The sequence below is a fragment of the Methylobacterium sp. WL119 genome (assembly GCF_008039875.1).
In the GTDB taxonomy this organism is placed as follows: Bacteria; Pseudomonadota; Alphaproteobacteria; order Rhizobiales; family Beijerinckiaceae; genus Methylobacterium.
Genome location: NZ_VRUU01000005.1, coordinates 43537 through 63517 on the forward strand (window position 1 = coordinate 43537; position 19981 = coordinate 63517).

Annotated in this window: 22 protein-coding genes; 8 read left to right on the top strand and 14 right to left on the bottom strand. The window is 68.9% G+C overall.

Translation table 11 applies throughout. The features are described 5' to 3' along the window. Positions 1 to 4: 4 nt before the first annotated feature. Both FV227_RS03970 and dapD read right to left on the bottom strand, forming a co-directional pair. Positions 5 to 865 carry an alpha/beta fold hydrolase gene (locus tag FV227_RS03970; RefSeq protein WP_147858320.1) on the bottom strand — a complete coding sequence of 287 codons (861 nt, stop codon included), beginning with the start codon at positions 863 to 865 and terminating at the stop codon, positions 5 to 7. Positions 866 to 885: 20 nt separating this feature from the next. Next, entirely contained in the window at positions 886 to 1731 is an 846-nt protein-coding gene (gene dapD, locus FV227_RS03975; RefSeq protein ID WP_147729790.1) for a 2,3,4,5-tetrahydropyridine-2,6-dicarboxylate N-succinyltransferase, read from the bottom strand. 321 nt (positions 1732 to 2052) lie between these two features. Between dapD and FV227_RS03980 the strand changes: the two genes are divergently transcribed. Beyond that, on the top strand, positions 2053 to 3084 hold the full coding sequence (locus tag FV227_RS03980) for an SDR family oxidoreductase (protein WP_147858321.1): 1032 nt from the start codon (positions 2053 to 2055) through the stop codon (positions 3082 to 3084). A 1-nt stretch (position 3085) separates the two neighbouring features. After that, positions 3086 to 3988: an alpha/beta hydrolase gene (locus tag FV227_RS03985; RefSeq protein WP_147858322.1), complete on the top strand. Its 903-nt coding sequence runs from the start codon at positions 3086 to 3088 to the stop codon at positions 3986 to 3988. 25 nt (positions 3989 to 4013) lie between these two features. Here the strand turns inward: FV227_RS03985 and FV227_RS03990 are convergent, their stop codons facing one another. From FV227_RS03990 to FV227_RS04000, 3 genes are all read right to left on the bottom strand, one after another. After that, entirely contained in the window at positions 4014 to 4466 is a 453-nt protein-coding gene (locus FV227_RS03990) for a Crp/Fnr family transcriptional regulator (protein WP_147725681.1), read from the bottom strand. A gap of 66 nt (positions 4467 to 4532) precedes the next feature. Continuing rightward, positions 4533 to 5111: a methylated-DNA--[protein]-cysteine S-methyltransferase gene (ogt, locus tag FV227_RS03995; RefSeq protein WP_147725680.1), complete on the bottom strand. Its 579-nt coding sequence runs from the start codon at positions 5109 to 5111 to the stop codon at positions 4533 to 4535. A gap of 7 nt (positions 5112 to 5118) precedes the next feature. After that, complete coding sequence (locus FV227_RS04000) at positions 5119 to 5805, bottom strand: response regulator transcription factor (protein ID WP_147725679.1); 687 nt, start codon at positions 5803 to 5805, stop codon at positions 5119 to 5121. Between the two features lie 279 nt (positions 5806 to 6084). Between FV227_RS04000 and FV227_RS04005 the strand changes: the two genes are divergently transcribed. From FV227_RS04005 to FV227_RS04015, 3 genes are all read left to right on the top strand, one after another. Further along, positions 6085 to 6660 (top strand): L,D-transpeptidase family protein, encoded by a 576-nt coding sequence (locus FV227_RS04005; RefSeq protein WP_147725678.1) that lies wholly within the window; start codon positions 6085 to 6087, stop codon positions 6658 to 6660. Positions 6661 to 6796: 136 nt separating this feature from the next. Then, positions 6797 to 7189: a nuclear transport factor 2 family protein gene (locus FV227_RS04010; protein ID WP_147858323.1), complete on the top strand. Its 393-nt coding sequence runs from the start codon at positions 6797 to 6799 to the stop codon at positions 7187 to 7189. A gap of 190 nt (positions 7190 to 7379) precedes the next feature. Then, positions 7380 to 7568 (top strand): hypothetical protein, encoded by a 189-nt coding sequence (locus FV227_RS04015; RefSeq protein ID WP_147725676.1) that lies wholly within the window; start codon positions 7380 to 7382, stop codon positions 7566 to 7568. An 84-nt stretch (positions 7569 to 7652) separates the two neighbouring features. Here FV227_RS04015 and FV227_RS04020 read toward each other — a convergent pair whose 3' ends face one another. The 3 genes from FV227_RS04020 to FV227_RS04030 form a co-directional block, all read right to left on the bottom strand. Next, positions 7653 to 8942, bottom strand: a complete 1290-nt coding sequence (locus FV227_RS04020) for an MFS transporter (protein ID WP_147725684.1) — start codon at positions 8940 to 8942, stop codon at positions 7653 to 7655. A 147-nt stretch (positions 8943 to 9089) separates the two neighbouring features. After that, positions 9090 to 10508 carry an FAD-binding oxidoreductase gene (locus tag FV227_RS04025; protein ID WP_147858324.1) on the bottom strand — a complete coding sequence of 473 codons (1419 nt, stop codon included), beginning with the start codon at positions 10506 to 10508 and terminating at the stop codon, positions 9090 to 9092. A gap of 267 nt (positions 10509 to 10775) precedes the next feature. Further along, positions 10776 to 11042, bottom strand: a complete 267-nt coding sequence (locus FV227_RS04030; protein WP_147725674.1) for a hypothetical protein — start codon at positions 11040 to 11042, stop codon at positions 10776 to 10778. 582 nt (positions 11043 to 11624) lie between these two features. On the opposite strand from FV227_RS04030, the gene FV227_RS04035 reads away from it, so the two are divergent. Further along, positions 11625 to 12884, top strand: coding sequence for a site-specific integrase (locus tag FV227_RS04035; protein WP_147858325.1), 1260 nt, complete (start codon positions 11625 to 11627; stop codon positions 12882 to 12884). 508 nt (positions 12885 to 13392) lie between these two features. On the opposite strand, the gene FV227_RS04040 is transcribed toward FV227_RS04035, so the two are convergent. Further along, positions 13393 to 14367 (bottom strand): DUF5131 family protein, encoded by a 975-nt coding sequence (locus FV227_RS04040; RefSeq protein WP_147858326.1) that lies wholly within the window; start codon positions 14365 to 14367, stop codon positions 13393 to 13395. Here FV227_RS04040 and FV227_RS04045 point away from each other — a divergent pair. Both FV227_RS04045 and FV227_RS04050 read left to right on the top strand, forming a co-directional pair. Beyond that, entirely contained in the window at positions 14366 to 14974 is a 609-nt protein-coding gene (locus tag FV227_RS04045; RefSeq protein ID WP_147858327.1) for a hypothetical protein, read from the top strand. The two genes, FV227_RS04040 and FV227_RS04045, sit on opposite strands and share 2 nt — an antisense overlap. A gap of 148 nt (positions 14975 to 15122) precedes the next feature. Continuing rightward, a complete protein-coding gene (locus FV227_RS04050; protein WP_147858328.1) occupies positions 15123 to 16010 on the top strand; it encodes a hypothetical protein in 888 nt (295 codons plus the stop codon). Positions 16011 to 16024: 14 nt separating this feature from the next. Here FV227_RS04050 and FV227_RS04055 read toward each other — a convergent pair whose 3' ends face one another. The 5 genes from FV227_RS04055 to FV227_RS04075 are packed head-to-tail and all read right to left on the bottom strand — an operon-like array spanning position 16025 to position 19977. After that, the gene (locus FV227_RS04055; RefSeq protein ID WP_147858329.1) at positions 16025 to 16951 is read right to left on the bottom strand and encodes a hypothetical protein; all 927 of its coding nucleotides are present in this window, start codon (positions 16949 to 16951) and stop codon (positions 16025 to 16027) included. Next, positions 16948 to 17325: a helix-turn-helix domain-containing protein gene (locus FV227_RS04060; protein WP_147858330.1), complete on the bottom strand. Its 378-nt coding sequence runs from the start codon at positions 17323 to 17325 to the stop codon at positions 16948 to 16950. The genes FV227_RS04055 and FV227_RS04060 overlap by 4 nt, the downstream gene beginning before the upstream one ends. Continuing rightward, the gene (locus FV227_RS04065; RefSeq protein WP_147858331.1) at positions 17325 to 17969 is read right to left on the bottom strand and encodes a hypothetical protein; all 645 of its coding nucleotides are present in this window, start codon (positions 17967 to 17969) and stop codon (positions 17325 to 17327) included. Before FV227_RS04065 ends, FV227_RS04060 begins: the two co-directional genes overlap by 1 nt. Next, positions 17966 to 18685, bottom strand: coding sequence for a YqaJ viral recombinase family protein (locus FV227_RS04070; protein WP_147858332.1), 720 nt, complete (start codon positions 18683 to 18685; stop codon positions 17966 to 17968). Before FV227_RS04070 ends, FV227_RS04065 begins: the two co-directional genes overlap by 4 nt. A 5-nt stretch (positions 18686 to 18690) precedes the next feature. Further along, positions 18691 to 19977, bottom strand: a complete 1287-nt coding sequence (locus FV227_RS04075) for an ATP-binding protein (RefSeq protein ID WP_147858333.1) — start codon at positions 19975 to 19977, stop codon at positions 18691 to 18693. Positions 19978 to 19981: the final 4 nt, after the last annotated feature.

The window sequence follows — 19981 nt, forward strand, 5'->3', positions numbered from 1 at the left end:
CGCGTCAGGCCGCGCGGATCGCCTCGGCGATCTCGGCCGGATATTCCTCGTGCGGGCTGAGGGCGCCCGGCACCGGTCGGCCCTCGACGCGGCCCGACGCGACGAGCGCGTCCATCTCGGCGCCGGACCGGCGCGGGGCGCGGCTCGGGCGCAGCACCCGGATCGGCGGCAGGCCGTCGCCGAACAGGGCGAGGAAGGCCTCGCGCGTCGGCACCGGATCGAGCCCGCCGGTGACGAAGGCCGCCGTGCCGAAGCGCGCGCCGCGCTGGCGGGTGATCGCGGTCTTCTCCGCGATCAGCGCGTCGGTGACGTGCGCCGCGTCGCCGTAGACGTGAGCGCGCATCATCCGGCCGGTCACCTTGGGCCGGATGTTGAGGGCATAGAGGACGTCGCCCAGCCCCGGCGTCTCGACCGCGCGGCGGATCGCGGTGAACAGGCCCCGGCGCTCCGGTCCCATCACGGTCGGGAGCGGGCCTCGCCAGGTCGGCGCCACCAGGACGAGCCGGGCGAACGCCGTCGGATGCCGGCGGGCGGCGGCCACCAGGTAGCCCGCCGCGTGGCCGGCGGCGACGCCGAGTGCGTAGGGACCGGGTGCAGCCGCGAGCAGCGCGTCGAGGTAGGCGTGGAACGTCGCCGGATTCAGCGGCAGCCGCGCCCGCGGATGCGCACCGAAGCCGGGCCAGTCCGGGATCAGGCAGCGATGGTCCCAGGCGAGCTGGTCGGCGAGGCCGCGCATCTCGGCTCGCGACGCGATCGTCGAGAGCGCCGGCAGCAGCAGCACGTCGGGGCCGGCCCCGATCCGATCGCACGGCGTCGGCACCAAGCGGCCGGCCACCGTGAGGTCGAGGGTCGCGGTCTCGCGCATCGGATCGGGCCCGGCTCGGATCAGGTGCGCAGCAGCTCGTTGATCGCGGTCTTGGCGCGGGTGCCGGCGTCGACGCGCTTGACGATGACGGCGCAGTACAGGCCCGGTCCGGGCGAGCCGTCCGGCAGCGCCTTGCCCGGCATCGTGCCGGAGACGACCACCGAATAGGGCGGCACGCGGCCGTAGAAGACCTCGCCGGTGGTGCGGTCGACGATGCGGGTCGAGGCGCCGATGTAGACGCCCATCGACAGCACGCTGCCCTCGCCGACGATCACGCCCTCGGCCACCTCGGCGCGGGCGCCGATGAAGCAGTTGTCCTCAATGATCACCGGGTTGGCCTGCAGCGGCTCGAGCACGCCGGCGATGCCGGCGCCGCCCGAGATGTGGCAGTTGTCGCCGACCTGGGCGCAGGAGCCGATCGTCACCCAGGTGTCGACCATGGTGCCCTTGCCGACCCGTGCCCCGAGATTGATGAACGACGGCATCAGCACGGCGCCGGGCGCGATGAACGAGCCGCGGCGGACGAAGCAGCCGGGAACGGCGCGGAAGCCCGCGGCGCGGAACTCGGCCTCGCTCCAGCCCTCGAACTTCGAGGGCACCTTGTCCCACCACGGCGCCTCGCCGGGGCCTCCGGAGATCGGCGCCATGTCGTTGAGGCGGAAGGACAGCAGCACCGCCTTCTTCAGCCACTGGTTGACGACCCAATCCTGGTCGCCGCTCTTCTCGGCGACGCGCGCCTCGCCGGAATCCAGCAGGGCGAGGGCCGCCTCGACCGCCTCGCGAACGGCGCCGCGCGTGCTCGTGTCGATGCCGGCGCGGTCCTCCCAGGCGGCTTCGATGGTCTGGGCGAGGGCGGCGTGGGACATGGGTCTTCCGGACAGGGTTTTCGTGAGCGCCCGTGCTTACAAGCGGCCGACCGCCCTGTCACCTGACGGTCCCGGTGCGCGGGACGGCGTCCGGCCGCCGTCCCGCAGACGGATCCCCGTGCGCAGCACCCGCGACATCGCCTCGCCGGCTCAGGGCTTCCGCAGCCGCTCGAACCCGAGCCGGCCAGCTCGGGCACTCGAACGCCTGCGTGCAACGGACGCGCCTGGATCGCGCCTCGTTCGGCAACATCTCACGGTTTCGCGGGTAGCTCCTGAAGACCGCGGCTCCGTGCCGACCGGTGCGTGGAGCGATGGGACGGCATGAGACACAAGGCATTGCGCGATCAGGTCGTCGTCGTCACCGGCGCGTCGAGCGGCATCGGGCTCGCGACCGCCCGCCGGGCCGCGGCCGGGGGCGCACGCGTGGTGCTGGCGGCCCGCAGCGCCGACGTGCTCGAGACCGTGCGGTCGGAAATAGAGGCGTCCGGCGGCCGGGCGATCGCCGTCGCCTGCGATGTCGGGAACCGGGCCGAGGTCCAGGCCGTGGCCGATCGCGCGGTGGCCGCGTTCGGCGGCTTCGACACCTGGGTGAACGTCGCCGGCCTCACCATCTACGGGCCGCTGCGCGAGGTGTCCGACGCGGACAACCTCCGCCTGATCCAGACCAACCTCTGGGGCACGGTGTTCGGGTCGCTCGTCGCGGTCGAGCACCTGCGCCGCCGCGGCGGTGCGCTGATCAATCTCGGCAGCGTCGCCTCCGACCTCGCCTTCCCGTTCCAGGGCATGTACGTGGCGAGCAAGCACGCCGTGAAGGGGTTCACCGACGCCCTGCGCATGGAGCTGCTGGCCGAGGATGCGCCGGTCTCGGTGACGCTGGTCAAGCCGACCTCGATCGACACGCCGCTGCCGCAGCGGGCGCGCAACTACATGGACCGGGAGCCGATGCTGCCGCCGCCGATCTACCCGCCCGAGGAGGTCGCAAACGCCATCCTGCACGCCGCCGTGCATCCGCAGCGCGACATCATCGTCGGCGGGGGCGGCAAGCTGATGGTGGACGGCAAGGAATTCGCGCCGGGTGCCTACGATCTGCTGGCGCCGGCGATCATCGCGATGCAGAAGCGCGGCGAGGCACCGCGCGACCCGGCCGGCGCATTGCATGCGCCGAAGCATGCGGGCGCGGTCCGCGGCACCCAGCCCGGCTACGTGATGCGCACCAGCGCCTACACCCGGGCGACCCTGCATCCGGTCGCCGCGACGGCGGGGCTGATCGGGCTCGGCCTCGCCGCGCTGGCGCTGACGGGCATCGGCAGCAAGGCGGCCAATCCGTCCCGCGGGCGCAGGCGCTCGCTCTAGGATGGCCGCCCTGCTGCTCGACCCGTCCGGCCTGCCCGGCCCTCCCCCCGAGACCCAGCGCATCGTCCCGCGCAAGATGGTCGACCTGCCGGACGGGCGGTCGATCGCCTATGCCGAGACCGGTGCCGGGCCGGACCTCGTCGCCATCCACGGCACCCTGATGACGCTGGAGGACATGTGGCTCGGTCCGGTGCCGGCGCTCGCCCGGCACTTCCGGGTGGTCGCCGTCGACCGGCCGGGGCACGGACGCAGCACCCGCGCCCGCGGAACCGACGCCTCGCCTTGGCGCCAGGCCGAGCTGATCCACACGGCCGTGCGATCGCTCGGGCTGCATCGCCCGGTGATCGTCGGGCATTCCTACGGCGGCGCCTTCGCGCTGGCCTACGGGCTGCTCTACCCCGACGACGTCGCCGGCATCGTGGCGCTCGCCCCGGTCTGCTTTCCCGAGCTTCGCCTCGAGCAGGTGCTGTTCGGCCCGCGCGCCGCCCCCGTGTCCGGCCCGGTGCTGTCGCGGGCTCTCGGGGCGTCCGCCGACCCGACGCTTCTGCCGATGCTGTGGAACGCGATGTTCCTGCCGCAGACGATGCCGAAGGCCTTCGCCGAGGCGTTCCCGTTCGGGTTCGCCGGGCGGTCCGGCCAGATCGTCGCCGAGGCGGAGGATGCGCTGTCGCTCTGGGCGGCGCTGAGCCGGAGCGCGGCGGCCTACGCGACCTGCCGCGTGCCGGTGCGGATCCTGGCGGGCGATGCCGACATCGTGGTCAACCCGATGATCCACGGCGCCCTGGCCGCCCGCGTGATCCCCGGCGCCCGTTACGAGCGGCTGCCGGGCATCGGGCACATGCTGCACCACTTCCGCGTCAACGCGGTGACGGAGGCCGCGCGCGCCGTCCTGCCACGATCGTGACGGTCGGCCACAGTGGCCCGGTCGCTCAATCCGCGTCGAGCATGGCGCGGACCCGGTCGAAGCCCCGATTCAATCCGGTCAGGTCTTCGGCCAACGCGTCGTGGATCGCGGCCGCGGCGTCGGGGAACTCCTCCAGCACCCTACGCATCAGCGTCGGGGTGATGCGCATGACCTCCGCCGCGTCGCGCGCGGTGGCCTCGCTCGGCCGCTCGCCGCGGACGAACAGGGCGAGCCGCCCGATCAGCGCAGAGCGCCCGGCCAGGATCGTCTCGCCGCCGGGCACGCGCGGCTCGAGGGCGATCGTGCCCGACAGGACGATGAAGCCGCCGTCGGCAGGATCGCCGCGGGCGAACAGCCGCTCGCCGGGATCCAGCGACCGGCGCTCTGCGGCGAAGGTGAGCAGGCGCAGGGCGTCGCGCCCGAAGGCTTCGAACACCGGCGCGGCGGCGAGGATCGCGATGTCGTCTTCGATGCCCAACCCGCGCCGGTCCTTCCCCATCCGATCGGCGATCCTTAGCGGAAGCGTCGGTAACGGGGAACGGGCTCAACGCAGCAGCGCCGCCCCGAACAGGTCGGCATGACGCTCCACGCCGCCGCGCCCGACATGGCGGGCCTCGTGGTCGAGGAGCCAGCGCTTGCGTTCCAGGCCGCCGCCGTAACCGGTGAGCGTGCCGTTCGCGCCGACGACGCGGTGGCACGGTACCACCACGCAGATCGGGTTCGCACCGTTGGCGGCGCCGACCGGGCGCACCGCGCGCGGATGCCCGATTCGCGCCGCGAGCGCGCCGTAGCTCTCGGTCGTCCCGGGCGGCACGGCGCGCAACGCGGCCCAGACCGCCCGCTGCAGCACGGTCCCGCCGGTAACCGTCTCGATCGCGTCGATGGCGGTGAGGTCGCCGTCGAAGTAGTCCGCGAGCGCGCGCAGCGCCCCGCTCGGATGCGGGCTGTCGGCGATCGACCAGCCGCCGCGGCCGTAGCCGCGTTCGAGCAGCGTTTCCATGCGGTCGCGATAATCGTCGAAGTCGACGACCCGCAGCCGCCCGTCCGCGTCGGTGAGGAGGACGAGCGTTCCGATCGGGCTCGCCAGGGTCTCGCGCCGAAGGGCGACCGGGGCGGCCCTCATGCCGGCATCACGGCAGCAGCTTGTAGCCGCCGCCCTCGGTGACGAGAATCGCGGCGAGCCCCGGATTCGGCTCGATCTTCTGCCGGAGCCGGTAGATGTGGGTCTCGAGCGTGTGCGTCGTGACCTGCGCGTTGTAGCCCCAGACCTCGGCGAGCAGCGTGTCGCGGCCGACCACCTCGCGCCCGGCGCGATAGAGGAAGCGCAGGATCGCGGTCTCCTTCTCGGTCAGCTTCAGCTTGGAGCCGCGCTCGCCGACCAGGAGCTTCGCGCCCGGCTTGAAGGTGTAGGGGCCGATCTGGAAGACCGCGTCCTCGGACGCCTCGTGGCTGCGCAGGTGCGCGCGGATGCGGGCGAGCAGGATCGCGAACTTGAACGGCTTGGTGACGTAGTCGTTGGCGCCCGCCTCGAGGCCCTCGACGGTGTCGGCCTCGGAATCCTGCGCCGTCAGCATGATGACCGGCCCCTTGAAGCCGTTCTTCCGCATCAGGCGGACGGCCTCGCGCCCATCCATGTCGGGCAGCCCGACATCCATCACCGCGAGATCGATCCGGTCGGCGGCGACGCGGGCGATGGCCCGGCCCGCATCGACCTCGGCGACCACCGTGAACTCCTCGCAGAGGTCGAGCTGCTCGGTCAGGGTCTCGCGCAGGATCGCGTCGTCGTCGCAGATGAGAAGGCGGTAGGCGTTGGACATCGTCCGAGGAACTCTTCGACAGGGCACGACCGGAACGAGTCGTGCCCCGGAACTCCGGCGCGCGGGCGATCTCGCTTCCAAAAACCCGAGGGTTCTTCGACCCGGGTAGTCGCCTTAGAATAACGCGCTTTTCGCGGCGGGGAATTGCCTTGTGCACAATTATTCGACCATTTCGGTGACATCCTGCCCGTATGGGCCTCGCAGGACGGGGCCGGCACGGGCGGGCGGAGCCGATCGGGGCCCCGAACGCCGAGCCTGGAATCACTCTCGCGCAGCATCATGATTCAACGACCTCGCCCTCCCCGAACCGGCTCCCGACCCGGCAAGACGACCACCCTGGCGACGCTTCGCGTGCACCCGCGCGTCGGCGACCGGCGCAAGGGCCTGCTGCAGGCCGGCGACGCCATCATCCCCTGCGCGTTGGGAAGCGCCGGCATCGTGCAGGTGAAGCGCGAGGGCGACGGCGGATCGCCGCGCGGTCGCGTCCGCCTGCGCGGCGGCAGCTATCGGTCCGACCATCTTCCTCGCCCTGCCACCACCCTCCCCTTACGCCGGACGGCGCCGGGCGACGGCTGGTGCGACGACGTCCGCGACCGCCGCTACAACCGGCCGATCGCCCTACCCGCGCCGGGAGTGAGCGCGGAACGGATGTGGCGCGACGACGGTCTCTACGACGTGGTGATCGACCTCGACCACAACCGCGGCCCGATCCGCCCCGGCCGCGGCTCGGCGATCTTCCTGCACATCGCCCGGCCGGGCTACACGCCGACGGAGGGCTGCGTCGCGCTCAAGCGCGCCGACCTGCTCCGGCTCCTGCGCCGCCTCGGGCCGCGCACCCGCCTCGTGATCGGGTGATCGCGCGAGGATCGAGACCAGGACCGTCGGCCGCCATGAAGCCGTGACACCAGAATCTTTGCCTATCCGTGGCTTCTCAACTGGCATCTGGGCCGATACCCTCCTAGCGCAGATCGCCACCGCCGGAGGATGAGCCGTGCTGGACGAGACCACGACGCCGGACGCGCCGGACTACGACCGCCTGCTGCGCGCGAATCTCGAACGCATCTTCAACGAACGCGACGGCGCCGAGCGCGAGCGCGCCCTCGATGAGCTCTTCGTCGCCGACCCGGTCATGTACGAGCCGACGACCGTCGTCGTGGGCCGTGCGGCGATCTCCGAGATCGCCGGCAAGCTTCTCGAGCGGTTCGGGCCGGACTTCCGCTTCGCGCCCGATGGCGTCGCGGTCGGGCATCACGGGCTCGGCGTCCTGCGCTGGAAAGGCGGCCCCCGGAACGGGCCGGTCGTCGTCACCGGCGCGGACGTCGCGAACGTCGTCGATGGGCGGATCACCCGCCTCTGGGTCATGCTGGACCCGCCGAAAACCTAGGGGCGCGTCGAGCACCACCGCGTGAGCCACGATGTGAGGTCTTCGCCGGCGTGCGGGGGGCCATCGGCGACGGGCGGTCGACTTCGGACCGCAGGCGGACCGTCGACCGAACCGATCTCTTTCCGGCCGGGACAGACTTCTGAAGCGTCGGCATAACCGGCCCTTCACCGACGCCGGGTCATGATGCGCCATGACCAGCCCCGTCGCCCGAGCCGTCCAGATCCAGGCCGGTGCCCTGTCTCAGTCGATCGGCACCGCCGTCGCGCGTCAGCAGATCGACGCGCAGAAGGCCGTCGCCGCGCTGGTCGCGGAGACGGCGGTTGCCGTTTCGCCCCCGGTGCCGGCCGGTCAGGGACGGGTCGTCGACCGGACGGTGTAGCCGTCACCTGCGCCATGGTCGTAAGCGGCGCCAGCGATCGGGCTCGATGCCTGATCGCGATGGGTCGGACGCCGGCACGCGGTTTCAGCCGGCGGCCGGCACCGCACCCGGCACCGCCTCCCGCCGCGGCGGGCTCAGCGTGAGGATCAGCGCCGAGGCGACGAGGCACAGCGCGCCCGCGGCGAAGAAGGCCGGCAGGTAGCTCTGCAGCTCGGTCCGCGAGAGGCCGGCGCCGAAGGCTGCCGTCGCTGCGCCGAGCTGGTGCCCGGCGAAGACCCAGCCGAAGACCACGTTGGCGCGCTCGCGCCCGAACCGCTGCGCCGCCAGCTTCACCGTCGGCGGCACGGTGGCGATCCAGTCGAGGCCGTAGAACACCGCGAACAGCGACAGCCCGGCGAAGGAGAAATCGGAGAACGGCAGGCACAGGAGCGAGAGCCCGCGCAGGCCGTAGTACCAGAACAGGAGCCAGCGGTTGTCGTAGCGGTCCGACAGCCAGCCCGAGGCGACCGTGCCGACGAAGTCGAACACGCCCATGCCGGCGAGCACGCTCGCCGCCTGGACCGGGCGCAGGCCGTAATCGGCGCAGAGCGGGATGAAGTGGGTCTGGATCAGCCCGTTGGTGCTCGCGCCGCAGATGAAGAAGGTGAGGAACAGCACCCAGAACACCCGCGTCCGCGCGGCCTCGCGAAGCGCCGCGATGGCGCCGACGGCGGGCCCGCGCGGCGGGGCGGCATTCGCCGCCGTCTCGCCGTAGGGCAGCAGGCCGACATCCTCCGGCCGGTCGCGCAGCAACAGGAACACGAAGAGGGCCGCCAGCCCGAGCAGGCTGCAGACCGTGAGCAGGGCGGCGCGCCAGCCGAGCGCCTCGGTCAGCGCGGCGAGGATCGGCAGCACGATCAGCTGGCCGGTGGCCGAGCTCGCGGTGAGCAGCCCGACGACGAGGCCGCGCCGATGCGAGAACCAGCGCGTGGCCACCGTCGCTCCGAGCACCAGCGCGGTCAGCCCGGTGCCCACGCCGACCACGACGCCCCAGAGCAGGATCAGCTGCCAGAGCTGCGTCATCGCGAGCGAGGCCAGCAACCCCGAGGCGATCAGCGCCAATGCCGCCAGCACGATCCGGCGCGGGCCGTAGCGGTTCATCAGGGCGGCGGCGAAGGGGCCCATCAACCCGAACAGCACGAGGCGGATCGCCAGCGCCGAGGAGATCGAGGCGGTGTCCCAGCCGAATTCGGTCTGCAGCGGCAGGATCAGCACGCCGGGCGCCCCGACCGCGCCGGCCGTGACCAGCATGGTGAGGAAGGTGACCGCGGCCGAGACCCAGCCATAATGCACGCCGCGGCGCGCCAGCGCCCGGGCGAGCGCGCCGGACAGCACAGGGGACGGACTGGCGACCATCATCACACCCTCGACCGATTCGGAGCGCCCACGCCCGAAGCAGGCATATGCATGTATTTCGGCGGGACGCCAAGCTCGGATTTCGGTCGAAGTGGCGGACCGAACGGAGCCGGCGCGCGTGCGTCGCTAGTCGCGTCCGGCCATGGCGCCGGCGTTCATCAGCCCGTCCGGGTCGATGGCGGCCTTGACGGTCTCGATCAGGGCGAGCCGGGTCGGGTCGGCGTAGCGGCGGAGCAGGTCGCGCTTGAACCGGCCGATGCCGTACTCGGCGCTGAAGCTGCCGCCGAGATCGATCGCCACCGCGTAGAGGTCGTGTGCGATGCCCGCCTCGACCCGGCGGGTGAAGGCGAGGCGGTCCTCGCCCGCCGGCACCATCAGGTTGTAGTGGACGTTGCCGTCGCCGACATGGCCGTAGAAGGACAGGCGCACGCCCGGCATCCGCTCCGCCACCAGCGCACCGCCGCGGGCCAGGAACGCGCCGAGCCGCGAGACCGGCACCGCGATGTCGAGCTTGACCGAGCCGCCGGCATGCTTCTCGCCCTCGGGGATGGTCTCGCGCACGGTCCACATCGCCCGGCGCTGCGCCTCGGAGCTCGCCAGCACCGCATCGGTGATCCATGCCCGTTCCATCAGGGCTTCGAGGGCCGCCATCAGCACGTCGTCGAGCGGGATGTGACGCGACGAGGACGAGAGCTCGAGCAGCACCGCCCCGCCGGCTCCGGTGGCGAAGCCGGTCGCGGCGCCGCGCATCTCGGCGACCAGAGCGAGCGACGAGGCCGAGATCAGTTCGAAGGTCGAGACCAGGTCCGAGGTCTCGCGGCGCAGGAACGCGGCGATCTCCGAGATCGGCGCGCCGGCGGCGAGCTGCAGCCACGCGGTCGCGCGGAAGCTCTGCGCCGGCCACAGCTTCAGCACCACCCCGGTGACGATGCCGAGCGTGCCCTCGGCGCCAACGAAGAGCTGCTTCAGGTCGTAGCCGATGTTGTTCTTGCGCAGCCGCTTCATGTCGGAGAGCAGCGACCCGTCCGGCAGGACCGCCTCCAGCCCGAGGACCAGGTCGCGGGTCATGCCGTAGCGCAGCACCTGTAGGCCGCCGGCATTGGTTCCGAGGTTGCCGCCGAGGCGGCAGCTTCCCTCCGCGCCGAGGCTCAGCGGCAGGAGGAGGTCGTGCGCGGCCGCGGCCGCCTGAGCGTCGGCGAGGATCGCCCCGGCATCGCAGGCGAGCGAGAAATCGAGGGGATCGACCGATCGGATCCGCGTCATCCGCTCCAGGCTGACGACCAGCTGCCGTCGTCCGGTTTGCGGCGTCGCCCCGCCGACGTAGCCGGTGTTGCCGCCCTGCGGCACGAGCCCGAAGCCCTCGGCCTTCGCGAGGCGCACGAGCGCCTGCACCTCGGCGACCGACCGCGGCCGCAGCACGGCCGCCGTCTCGCCCTGCATCAGGTCGCGCTGGTCCCGGGTGTAGCGCCCGGTGTCGGAGCCGGTCAGCACCCCACCCTCGCCGAGGAGGCTGCGGAACGGAGCGACGGCATCGGAGAGGGTCATGACAGCTCGCGCGGGTTTCGGACCTCGGGCGCGGACCATGTCGCCCCAACGCCCGGTTGAAAAGCCGCGATCAAGCCTCAGCCGGTCGATCCGCCTCGGACGCATGAGAAAGCGGCAGGGCTCGCACCCCGCCGCTGGATCTCGGCCCTCTGCTCGGGCGCGCCGCCTTTCACCAACGACGGCCCGCGCGTTACGACCGTCGCGATCACGCCGCGGGGAATGACCCGACGGACGACGTCGGCGACGACCTCCAAGCCCGCCAGCCGATCAGCAGCGATTGCCGCCGGCGGTCTGGCCGTACTGCTTCACCGGGAAGTTTTGCTGGTTGGCATTGCCCTCGGCGGCGGAACTCATCCGGCAGGTAGCCGGATTGCGGTCGAACCGCTGATCGAAGCCGTCGAACGAACCCGTCGTCTCGACGTCGTAGGGCGCAAAACCGGTGTAACGCGCCGGACGGTCGTAGGCCATTGCCGACGAGATCGTGGCGACGCCAAGAATAGTAGCGGCGGCGATGGCGGCGATACGGGTCTTCATGATGGCGTCTCGGCTCCTCTGCAGGACAAACCCTGATCCGGGTCCGTTTCTCTCTGCTTGAGACTGAGATGGTGAGCCGCTTACATTTTCGACGTGCCGCCGCGCACGCACCGGCCGGGATTAAAAAGCTTGCCGCAACTACAGCAGATCGCCAGCGTCGGCGTCCTCGTTTGGCAAGCTTGCAAGCTTGCGCCAGGGGCGGGCCGCGAGCGCCGCATCGGCTCCAGGCGACAGCGTGACGCCACCCCGCGGGATCGCATGGTCCAGGCGATCGCTCCAACGACGTCGAGCCGATCGGGCGCACAGGGTCACCGCTGCGCGAGCGGCAGACGTCGATTCGAGCTGAAGTGTTCAGGACCGTTGCGGAGAGCGCAACCAAAATGGTGCCGCTTGAGGGATTCGAACCCCCGACCCCCTCATTACGAAACACGGGTTATAGCTCGCAACAGTTGACAGGACTGCTTACCAGCCTCCAAAAATGCTGACCGCGAGAGGGTTTGCCTACGGGTAACACCTCATCATGCGCGCGGGAGCGAGCGTGGGCATCCGCCACGCTGCTTACCATGTGCTTACCGGGGTGCGATGCGGCTCACGAACCAGACCGTGGTGGCCGTCGTGCTCCCCGCCGGGCGCGACAAGCTCGTGGTGTTCGACGACGACCTGCCTGGGTTCGGTCTGAGCCTCAGCAAGGGCGGCTCGCGGACCTGGGTCGTGCAGTACCGGAACGCGCTGGGGCAATCGAAGCGCGAGACGTTGGGCAAGGTCGGCGTCCTCACTGCGAGCGATGCGCGCCGCGCCGCCGGCAAGCGCCTGGCACGGGCGAAACTCGGCGAGGATCCGCACGCCGAGAAGGTGAAGGCCAAGGCGCGCGCTGCGATCACCTTTGGCGCCGGCGTCGAGCCATATCTTGAGGCGGTCGCTCCGAAGCTACGACCCGCCTATCTCAGCGAGGCGTCTCGCTACCTTCGGACGGTGTGGCGCCCGCTGCATCGGCTGCCGCTTCATTCCGTGGGCCGACAGCAGATCGCCGATCGCTTGGCGGAGATCCGTCGGGAGACCGGCCCGCACGCGGCGAACCGCGCCCGCTCGGCCCTCTCGGCGCACTTCGCGTGGCTGGTCGGGACCGGAGCGGCCGAGCTCAACCCGGTGATCGGCGTGCCGAAGCCGGCGCCCGAGGTCCGGCGCGCCCGCATCCTCACCGAGGACGAGGTCGCCAAGGTGCTCGGCGCGTGCCGGAACGACGACTTCGGCCGGATCGTGCGGCTGCTGCTGCTGACGGGCCAGCGCCGCGACGAGGTTGCCGGCATGGCGTGGCTCGAGGTCGACCTTGCCGGCGCGCTCTGGTCGCTGCCGGCGCATCGCGTGAAGAACGGGCAGGATCACGACGTCCCGCTGTCGGCCCCTGCCCTGCAGATCCTCACCGCCACCGAGCACATCGAGGGCCGGACGCTCGTGTTCGGTCAGGGCGACGGAGGATTCCAGGGGTTCTCGCGGGCGAAGGCGGCGCTCGACGCGCGCGCGGGCGTCACAGGCTGGCGGCTTCACGACCTGCGACGCACCGCAGCGACGCTGATGGCCGATCGGCTGAAGGTGCTGCCGCACGTGGTCGAGGCTGTCTTGAACCACATCTCGGGTCACAAGGCGGGTGTCGCCGGCATCTACAACCGAGCGGTTTACGCCTCGGAGAAGCGCGAAGCCCTAGACCTTCTCGGCACCTATCTCGCGGGTCTTGAGCCACGCATCCAGATCGCCGCGGCGGACGCCCAGGCGCCGCTCGCTAAGCCGAAGAAGCGTCGGGCCGCGCCCGTCCTTGCAGATCCGGCGAAGGGTCGCCGTACTTAGCCCAACCTCGCGGGCGGCCGCCTGGAACGGCACGACATGGCGTGCGGCATCGGTCATGCGGCCCTCCCTACGATGTCGAGTGCGTCGGTTGGAATGGAGCCATCAGAAAAGGTCTTTCGATGGGGTGTTTGTGAAATGCCAGCCTTGCAGGCAGCATCCAAGGGCTCTGCCCGGTTTGGCCGGAGTTCGCCTAATTTCTTGCTGAATTGGATCCATCGATGACGACTAATCCAATTGCTGATGCAGAAGGCTTCCTTGCTACCTTGCGTCTTGAAGATCCGCCCGAAGATGCAGCTTTTGCGACGCAGATCACCCGGCTTGAAGCTCTTCCGAAAGGACGTCTCCGAGATCAGCTGCTCGCGAAACTGCGTGCGAGGAGGCGGGAAGCACAATCTCGCCGACAAGAGGATGCAAACCTGAATCGCGGTATCCGATGAAAGCACTACCTTGCTCGTCGTATCCGACAATATTGATGGGTGGAACTGCATCCTGAACCTGTTAGCGATCATCAGCCGTTAGCCTCCGGCATCCCGTTGTGCTCGACGCCGTCGAGGAGGCGGCCGGCGGCCTTCTTGCCGACGCGTGAGACGACGGTCGGATGCTGCCCAGCGTGAAGGCCTTCGCGATCGCGCTGCAGGCAGAAGTCGCGCGTGTGCGGCCCGCTCGCACCGTCGCGGTAGATGATCCGGTGCTCGGTGCGCTCGAATGCGGGCCCGAAGGCGCTGCCGTCCTGCCACTCGCCGTTCTGCTTGTGGTGGTACGGCACTCCGGCCTTGGCGCACTGGTCGCGGATCGATCGGAACCAGTCCGGGTGCGACGGCCGGGCCTTGTGCGCGCCCTGGTCGGTCTCACCGCCGGTGATGATCCAGTCGATGCGCTCGATGTCGGACGCCTGCAGCGCGTCGCGGATGACCGTGTGGCCGCGGACCGTGCCGTAGACGATGCGCGTGAAGTCGATCGGGCCGAGCAGCGGTTCGGCTGAGACGAAGGTGAAAACTGGGCGCAGGTCGCGCGCGGCGTCGAGCAGGTGCCGCACGTTCCGGTTCGCGACCTCTTGGTTCTCGCACGTCGCGCCGAGCGCTGCGTTGTCCGGCAGCCCGCCGACCGCCTCGGCCATCGCGACCGCGTTCTGCGGCCGCTTCGACAGCAGCAAGTGCACGAGGTTCGGCGTCTCGCGCATCACCGCGAACCACTCGCGCCGGATGCCGGGATCGGCCGCGTTGTCCCACGCGTCGCAGAGCGACGGGAACACGCTGATGATCTTGCCGGCGGCCTTCGCCTCGCGGTCCCATTTCGCAAGGTTGCGCCAGTAGGACTCGCTGGTCCGCGCGCGCTCGCCGTGCGGGCCCCACTCGACGCGGCCGAGGCGGGTGTCCATCAGGTGAGCGACGTAGCAGCCGTCGCACGCCGGGCTGATCTTCGTGCAGCCGATCCAGGGGCTCCACGATTTGTCAGTCCATGAAATACTTGTATAATTACCCATGCGTGTACCCAAACCTAAAGCCGGCAGCCGAAAAGAAATCTTTTCTTTGAAAGATCCGACAGATCTTTTCCGCAAACTCTACTGGGAGTTCGGCGAGCTTCAGAAGGCCCTGCACCCCACTTCGGACGAATTCCCGTGGGTGCATGCAATGTCTTATCGAGCCTTCAACTTTGCCGTTACGGCTTGGCATCTGACTGACTGGACGTGGTTGAGCATCGACGATTCCACTAAGTCCGCACTGGCTGAACACTACAGATTCTCTATAGCTGCGGACGATCGAAAAAATCTTGAGCGATTTCAGCAATCCGTAGCTCAGGAATGCGGCGCACTTCATATTTGTAGGCGCATCGCAACGGCGTCCAAGCACTTCGATCCAGCAAAGCCGGATGAAAAGCTTCACGCTAGGAGCGAGTGGGCGGCGGTCATTGAAGCAGCGGGCGATCTGCGGCAGGGGCAGCAAATACTCACACTGCGTATCTCGTACTCTGGCTCTGACCGTCCCGCCGATTTGGTCTTCCTGGAAGCACTCGAATTCTGGGAGCGGCTTCTTGGAAGCCTCGGGTTTTTGGAGGGTCGGTCCGTCGATGGCGTAAAGAATGAACCCTAAGTTTTTCCAGCGGGGAGAGACGCTAGTGCTGTGGTACAGCCAGCGATGAAGCCCATGCCGTGACATGCAGTGGGTCTCAGCCATGGACGCGTTCCTCTATAACGTTGGATCTTGCGCAGCGGCCACGCTTCCATGCAGAGTTCGGCGCATGGATTGGCGCTTCTCTCTCTTCCTGCTGGCGATGCTTGGCCTGCTGCTCGGCTTCAGTTGGGGCACGTCTGAAGGCGGTCTCTGCAGCGCTCCATACGTGGCCAAGATGCTCGCCGAGCCATCCAAAGATGGCGCACTCAATTGCTTCGAATTCTGGTTTAATCGTTATCAGACTTTGATTGGTGTGCTTGGGGCGGTCGGCGCTGCGGCCGTGACTTGGGTAGGTGTTAAGCAACAAATAAACAGGCTTGACGAGCAAGTTAAATTTGCGAGAGTGCAATTTGCATCGAATTATCTTGCAGATCTCAGGGAGAGAATATCTGTTGTAGAAAAAATACAATTGGAGTTTCGACAGCTTTGTATTTGGGTAGGTGAAATCGATACATCGTTCAAGAATTTCTTGGATGCTGTATCGGCAAATATGGCGCTTCCTCCGGATGAAATTGATCATCTTTACGCTTCGCGGCACATACGAAAGGTCGGCCTGGGCGTAGCCAGAAAGATTTACGGTGAAAACGCCTTTCAGACAGAGGAACAGCTGGTTAGAATAATCGATAAAGTTGAAGACTGTGCTAGAATTGTATTCAATGCTGTGGACGTAGATGTAAATACCTCCAAAATTCGCGACGAAGTCCAAAATATCACGAAAGATACCTTGGGCCTGTGTGGCGTCATAAACATGATGAGGGAGTCTTACATGCATTGGCATGGAACACTTCAAAGTAAATATGAAATAAAAGCCGACTTTCCGAGTTACGAAAAATTGGAAAGACAGATAAAATATAAAGAATATCGTCGCGTCAGTGATTTTCTGGAGAAAGAAATTTCCCGGTTGCGAATGCTGAGGGACCGAACGACGGAAGACGCTGATAAGGCTTTGTTCTAGACTAAGAACTTCGCTCATACTCCGCACATCCCTTCGCACTCGTGGAGGAAGCCGAACTCCTCCTGGCCGCGCTCCGCGGCGGTCGAGAAATCGACGTCCTCGAGCGGCACGCGCTGCCGGTGCATGAATTGCTCGGCCTGCATCGCTGGCACGCCCGGCCGGTCGATCGGCGCACGGATGGCGCGGTCCACCTCGACCACGTCCGCCCGGCGAGCCGGGTCGGCCATGATCTCGCGCCACTGGTCCTGATCGTGGAAGGGGCAGCCCTCGCACGACGACTTCGGCGGACGCGGGTAGCCGTTGCGGTCCAACCACGCGAGACAGTCGCGGCGGTTCATCCGAAGCTCGAGTAACGGATGGCGGTTCACCTCGAACCGTACCTTGGACGGCGTGGCCCGGATCACCTCGTCGAGGCTGATGCCGATCCACTTCTCGACGGCACCGGCCGGGATCGGATCGCGCGGCCCCGCGCCCAGCAGCTCGCGCACCTTCCGGCGGATCGGCTCGACCTTGTAGTGTGAGGTGCACTGCCGGCGGCCGATGCCGTCGAGATGTTCCCCTCGTGTGGTCGTGCGCTGACCAACCTCGACGAGTTCGCCGTCTCCATCCGTGTCAAACACCGGCACGACGGTGCCCGCCGGCACGGTACGCCGAAGGAAGAACGGCACGGTGACGAAGCGGCCCGCGCGTCCGGAACCGCGGTTGAGCAGATCGTCTCGGAGGTTGCCGGCCGACACGATGTGGACGGGGAACGGCAGCACGTTGCCGGACGCAAGCCAGCGTAGGTGCTCCATCACCGCGGCCGGCTCCCAGCCCGTGTCGGCGAAGATCGCGCAGTCCGGCATCGGACCGATTTCGCCATGGGCCGCCAGCAGCGCGAGCGTCGTCGACTGCACGCCAGCACCGAGCGAGAGGACGCGGAGGATCGGGGCGGTGCTCATGCCGACATCTCCGCGAGCGCTTCGTGCCGGGCGAGCGTCATCAGGCGCGCCTTGACCGTGTGCGGCCGGCGACCGGTCAGCCGGCCGATCTCGGCGTTGCTGCGCCCCTCGGCCTCAAGCGCGAGAAGGCGCCGATCCTCGTCGTCGGTGTAGCGGCGGACGGGATACCCGTTGCGCGAGACCACGAGCGGCCCGAGCACCTTGCTCTTGATCTGACGGCGGTTCGGCGGTTCGGCGCCGGCGGCGAGGCATTTCCAGTAGACGGTCGATTCCGAGCAACCGATCGCGGCGGCGATCGCCGAGTAGGTCGCGCCCCCTTCGCGCATCTCGGCGATGCGCTCGATCTCGGCGTCGGTGAGACGGCGGGCCGGCATCACGCGGCCTCGCTGTTCGGGAGGTCGCCGGGGAACGTGTCCTCGTCGCGCGCGTCGGCGTCGTCGAGCAGCCGGTCGAGGTCGGCCCGGATCTCGCCGAGTGCCTCGACTTGGCGGGGCGTTAGGCGCTCGGTCCACGCCGCGTAGGCCTCGCGACCGAGGCGGGCTTTGCCGCGGGCGACGTCGAACAGCGTCGGCTTCGGGGCGCCGGTCGGTGCGGCTGGCCCCCGCTCCGGCGCCGGCCCGCGATCCGCCGGCAGCGGCTTCACTGTGAACGGCTTGCGGCTCGCGCGGGTGACCGTGAGCGCCATCGTGATCGGGCTCGGGATGTCCGACATGTGGCTGATGCGGATGCCACCGACGGCCGCGCCGCCGAACTGCACCGCGTCGTCGCGGTAGAGCGTCATGCGGCGGCCGACGTAGGTCGCGCCGTCGTTGCCCCAGACCCGGACGAGGACGCGCCGCATCGACTTGCCGGGCTTGTACGGCTTGCCGCCGTCACCCTCGAAGTAGACCGCGATCGGCTGGTCGGGCTCTTTCATCGCCGAGACGCGCGTGACCGTGATGGTGCGCGGCCCGCCGATCAGGTCGTCGGCGTTGAGCTGGTCGCTCTTGGGGGCGATCGTCTGCGAAAGGTCTGTCACGCCACGATCTCCCTGTTGATGCGCTTGGTCGGGACGGCCTTCGACTTGGCGATGGCGTCGAGGTAGCGGTCGTGGGCCTCCACCAGGCGCCGCTCGAAGTCGCCGGCGGCCTCCTCGATCGCGGCCTGGATCTTCTCGTCGGGGTAGGCGCGGATCACCGCCATCGGCAGGCCGCCGGAGTACGAGACGAGGTCGCACCAGTCGCGCTCGGCCACGAGGAGGCCGGTCTGGATCTGGATCAGGTAGTCGGCCGGGATCGAACCCTCGGCGACGTGCACGACGAAGGTCTCGATCTGGTACTTCTGGCGCCGGGACTTGCACTCGACGAGCCCGTCGGTGCCGACGATCGCGTCCGGCGAGTAGCCGAGCGTGAAGCCCCATTTGTCGTTGGTGATGAAGCCGACGGCCTCGGTCGGCGCATGGTGCTTGGCGTAGATGGACAGTGCCTCGAACTCGTCCTCCTGGCCGCGCAGCATGTCGTCGCCGATGAACCGCGGCTCGACGTGCTTCGTGATGCGCTGGGCGAGCAGCTCGTAGAGGTGCGCGCGCTCCTTCTCGTTCTTCGCCGCCTTGAAGGTCGGCGTGACGATCAGCTTCATCTCGGAAGCGGTGAGCAGTCCGCACCGGGCGGCGAGCCACTCGTCGGTGCCCTGGCCGAGGTCGGTGTAAAGACGGACCGAGGACGGCGCCCGGCCGGCGTTGGCGATCATTTCCATGGTGGTCACTCCGCGGCTGCGACGAGCATGGTGCCGCGCACCGCGCCGTCTTCGATGACGATGGCGGCCGACCGGCCGGACTGAACGACCTCGATCCAGACCTGGTAGTCCGAGGCCTGGGCCATCTCGGCGAGGATCCGCATGGCTTCCTCGTCGAGGAGTGAGCCGTCCTGGACGCGGATCACGCGGAGCTTCGGGTTCGCGGCCATGGCGATCGCGACGGAGGTCCGCAGCTGCTCGGCGCTCGACGCCTGGTCGAACGGCACGCCGTCCAGCAGGATCTCGTCGTCGCCGAACTCGATTCCCGGCACCGGCAGGTCGGCCTTCGCGATCGCCTCGCGCTTGGCCGCGGTGCGCTCGTCCATCGCCTTCGTCAGCGCGGCGGACGTGGCCTCGGCTTCCGCGGCGCGGGCTTCGATGCGGGCGCGCTCCTCGCGGCGGGCGACCAGCGCGTTGACGCGGCCGGCGTCGGCGATACGCTCCCGCAGGGCGGCGGTGTCGATCTGTTTCGGCAGGGTCTCGGCGTTGGCGAGCTGCCCGCGCTTCTGGTCGGCGGATCCCTCGGCATCGCGCAGACGGTCGTTAAGCGCCGCGATCTCAGCGCGGATGCGCTCGGCCTCGATGTCCAGCCGTTTTACCTCGGCGGCAGCAGCCTCACGGTTGGCGCGCCGCCGCTCGATGAGCGCATTCTGCTCGCCGGCCCGCTCCATTTCCGCGACGAGCGCCGCGTCGTCGACACGCTCGGCCGGAGCGTCGGCCGGGATCTCGATGCCGGCGGCCTGCGAGCGGAGCGTCCGCGCGTCCCGGTTCCAGGCGGTGCGCCGGTCGAAGTCCTCTTTGTTCGCCTTCTCGATCGCGGCGAAGTCGACGCCGGGGACGAAGCGCTTCAGCGCCTCCATCTGCGCCTTGCCGTCCATCCGGGTGAAGGCCAGCGGATCGAACGACAAGGCGCCGAGGAGCGCGTCGAGCATCTTTTGGGGCGACGGGTAGCGGGCGCCCTCCTCGCTCTCGACGACGAGAGTCGTGGCGAAGGTCTCGTCCTCGCGCTTCTTGAAGGTGCGCACGACCTTGATCTCGCCGAGGTCGAGCCGGATGCGGGCCTCGTTCTCGCCCTTGCGGATCGGCACCGCCTGGATGTGCGTGGTGCCCGAGAGGGCCCACCAGATCGCGTCGAGGACGGAGCTCTTGCCCTGCCCGTTCCGCCCGGTGATCTCGACGATGTTGCCGTCGGGCTCGATCGACACGGCGCGGAGCCGCTTCACGTTCTCGGCCTGCAGTTGAACGATCTTCATAGCT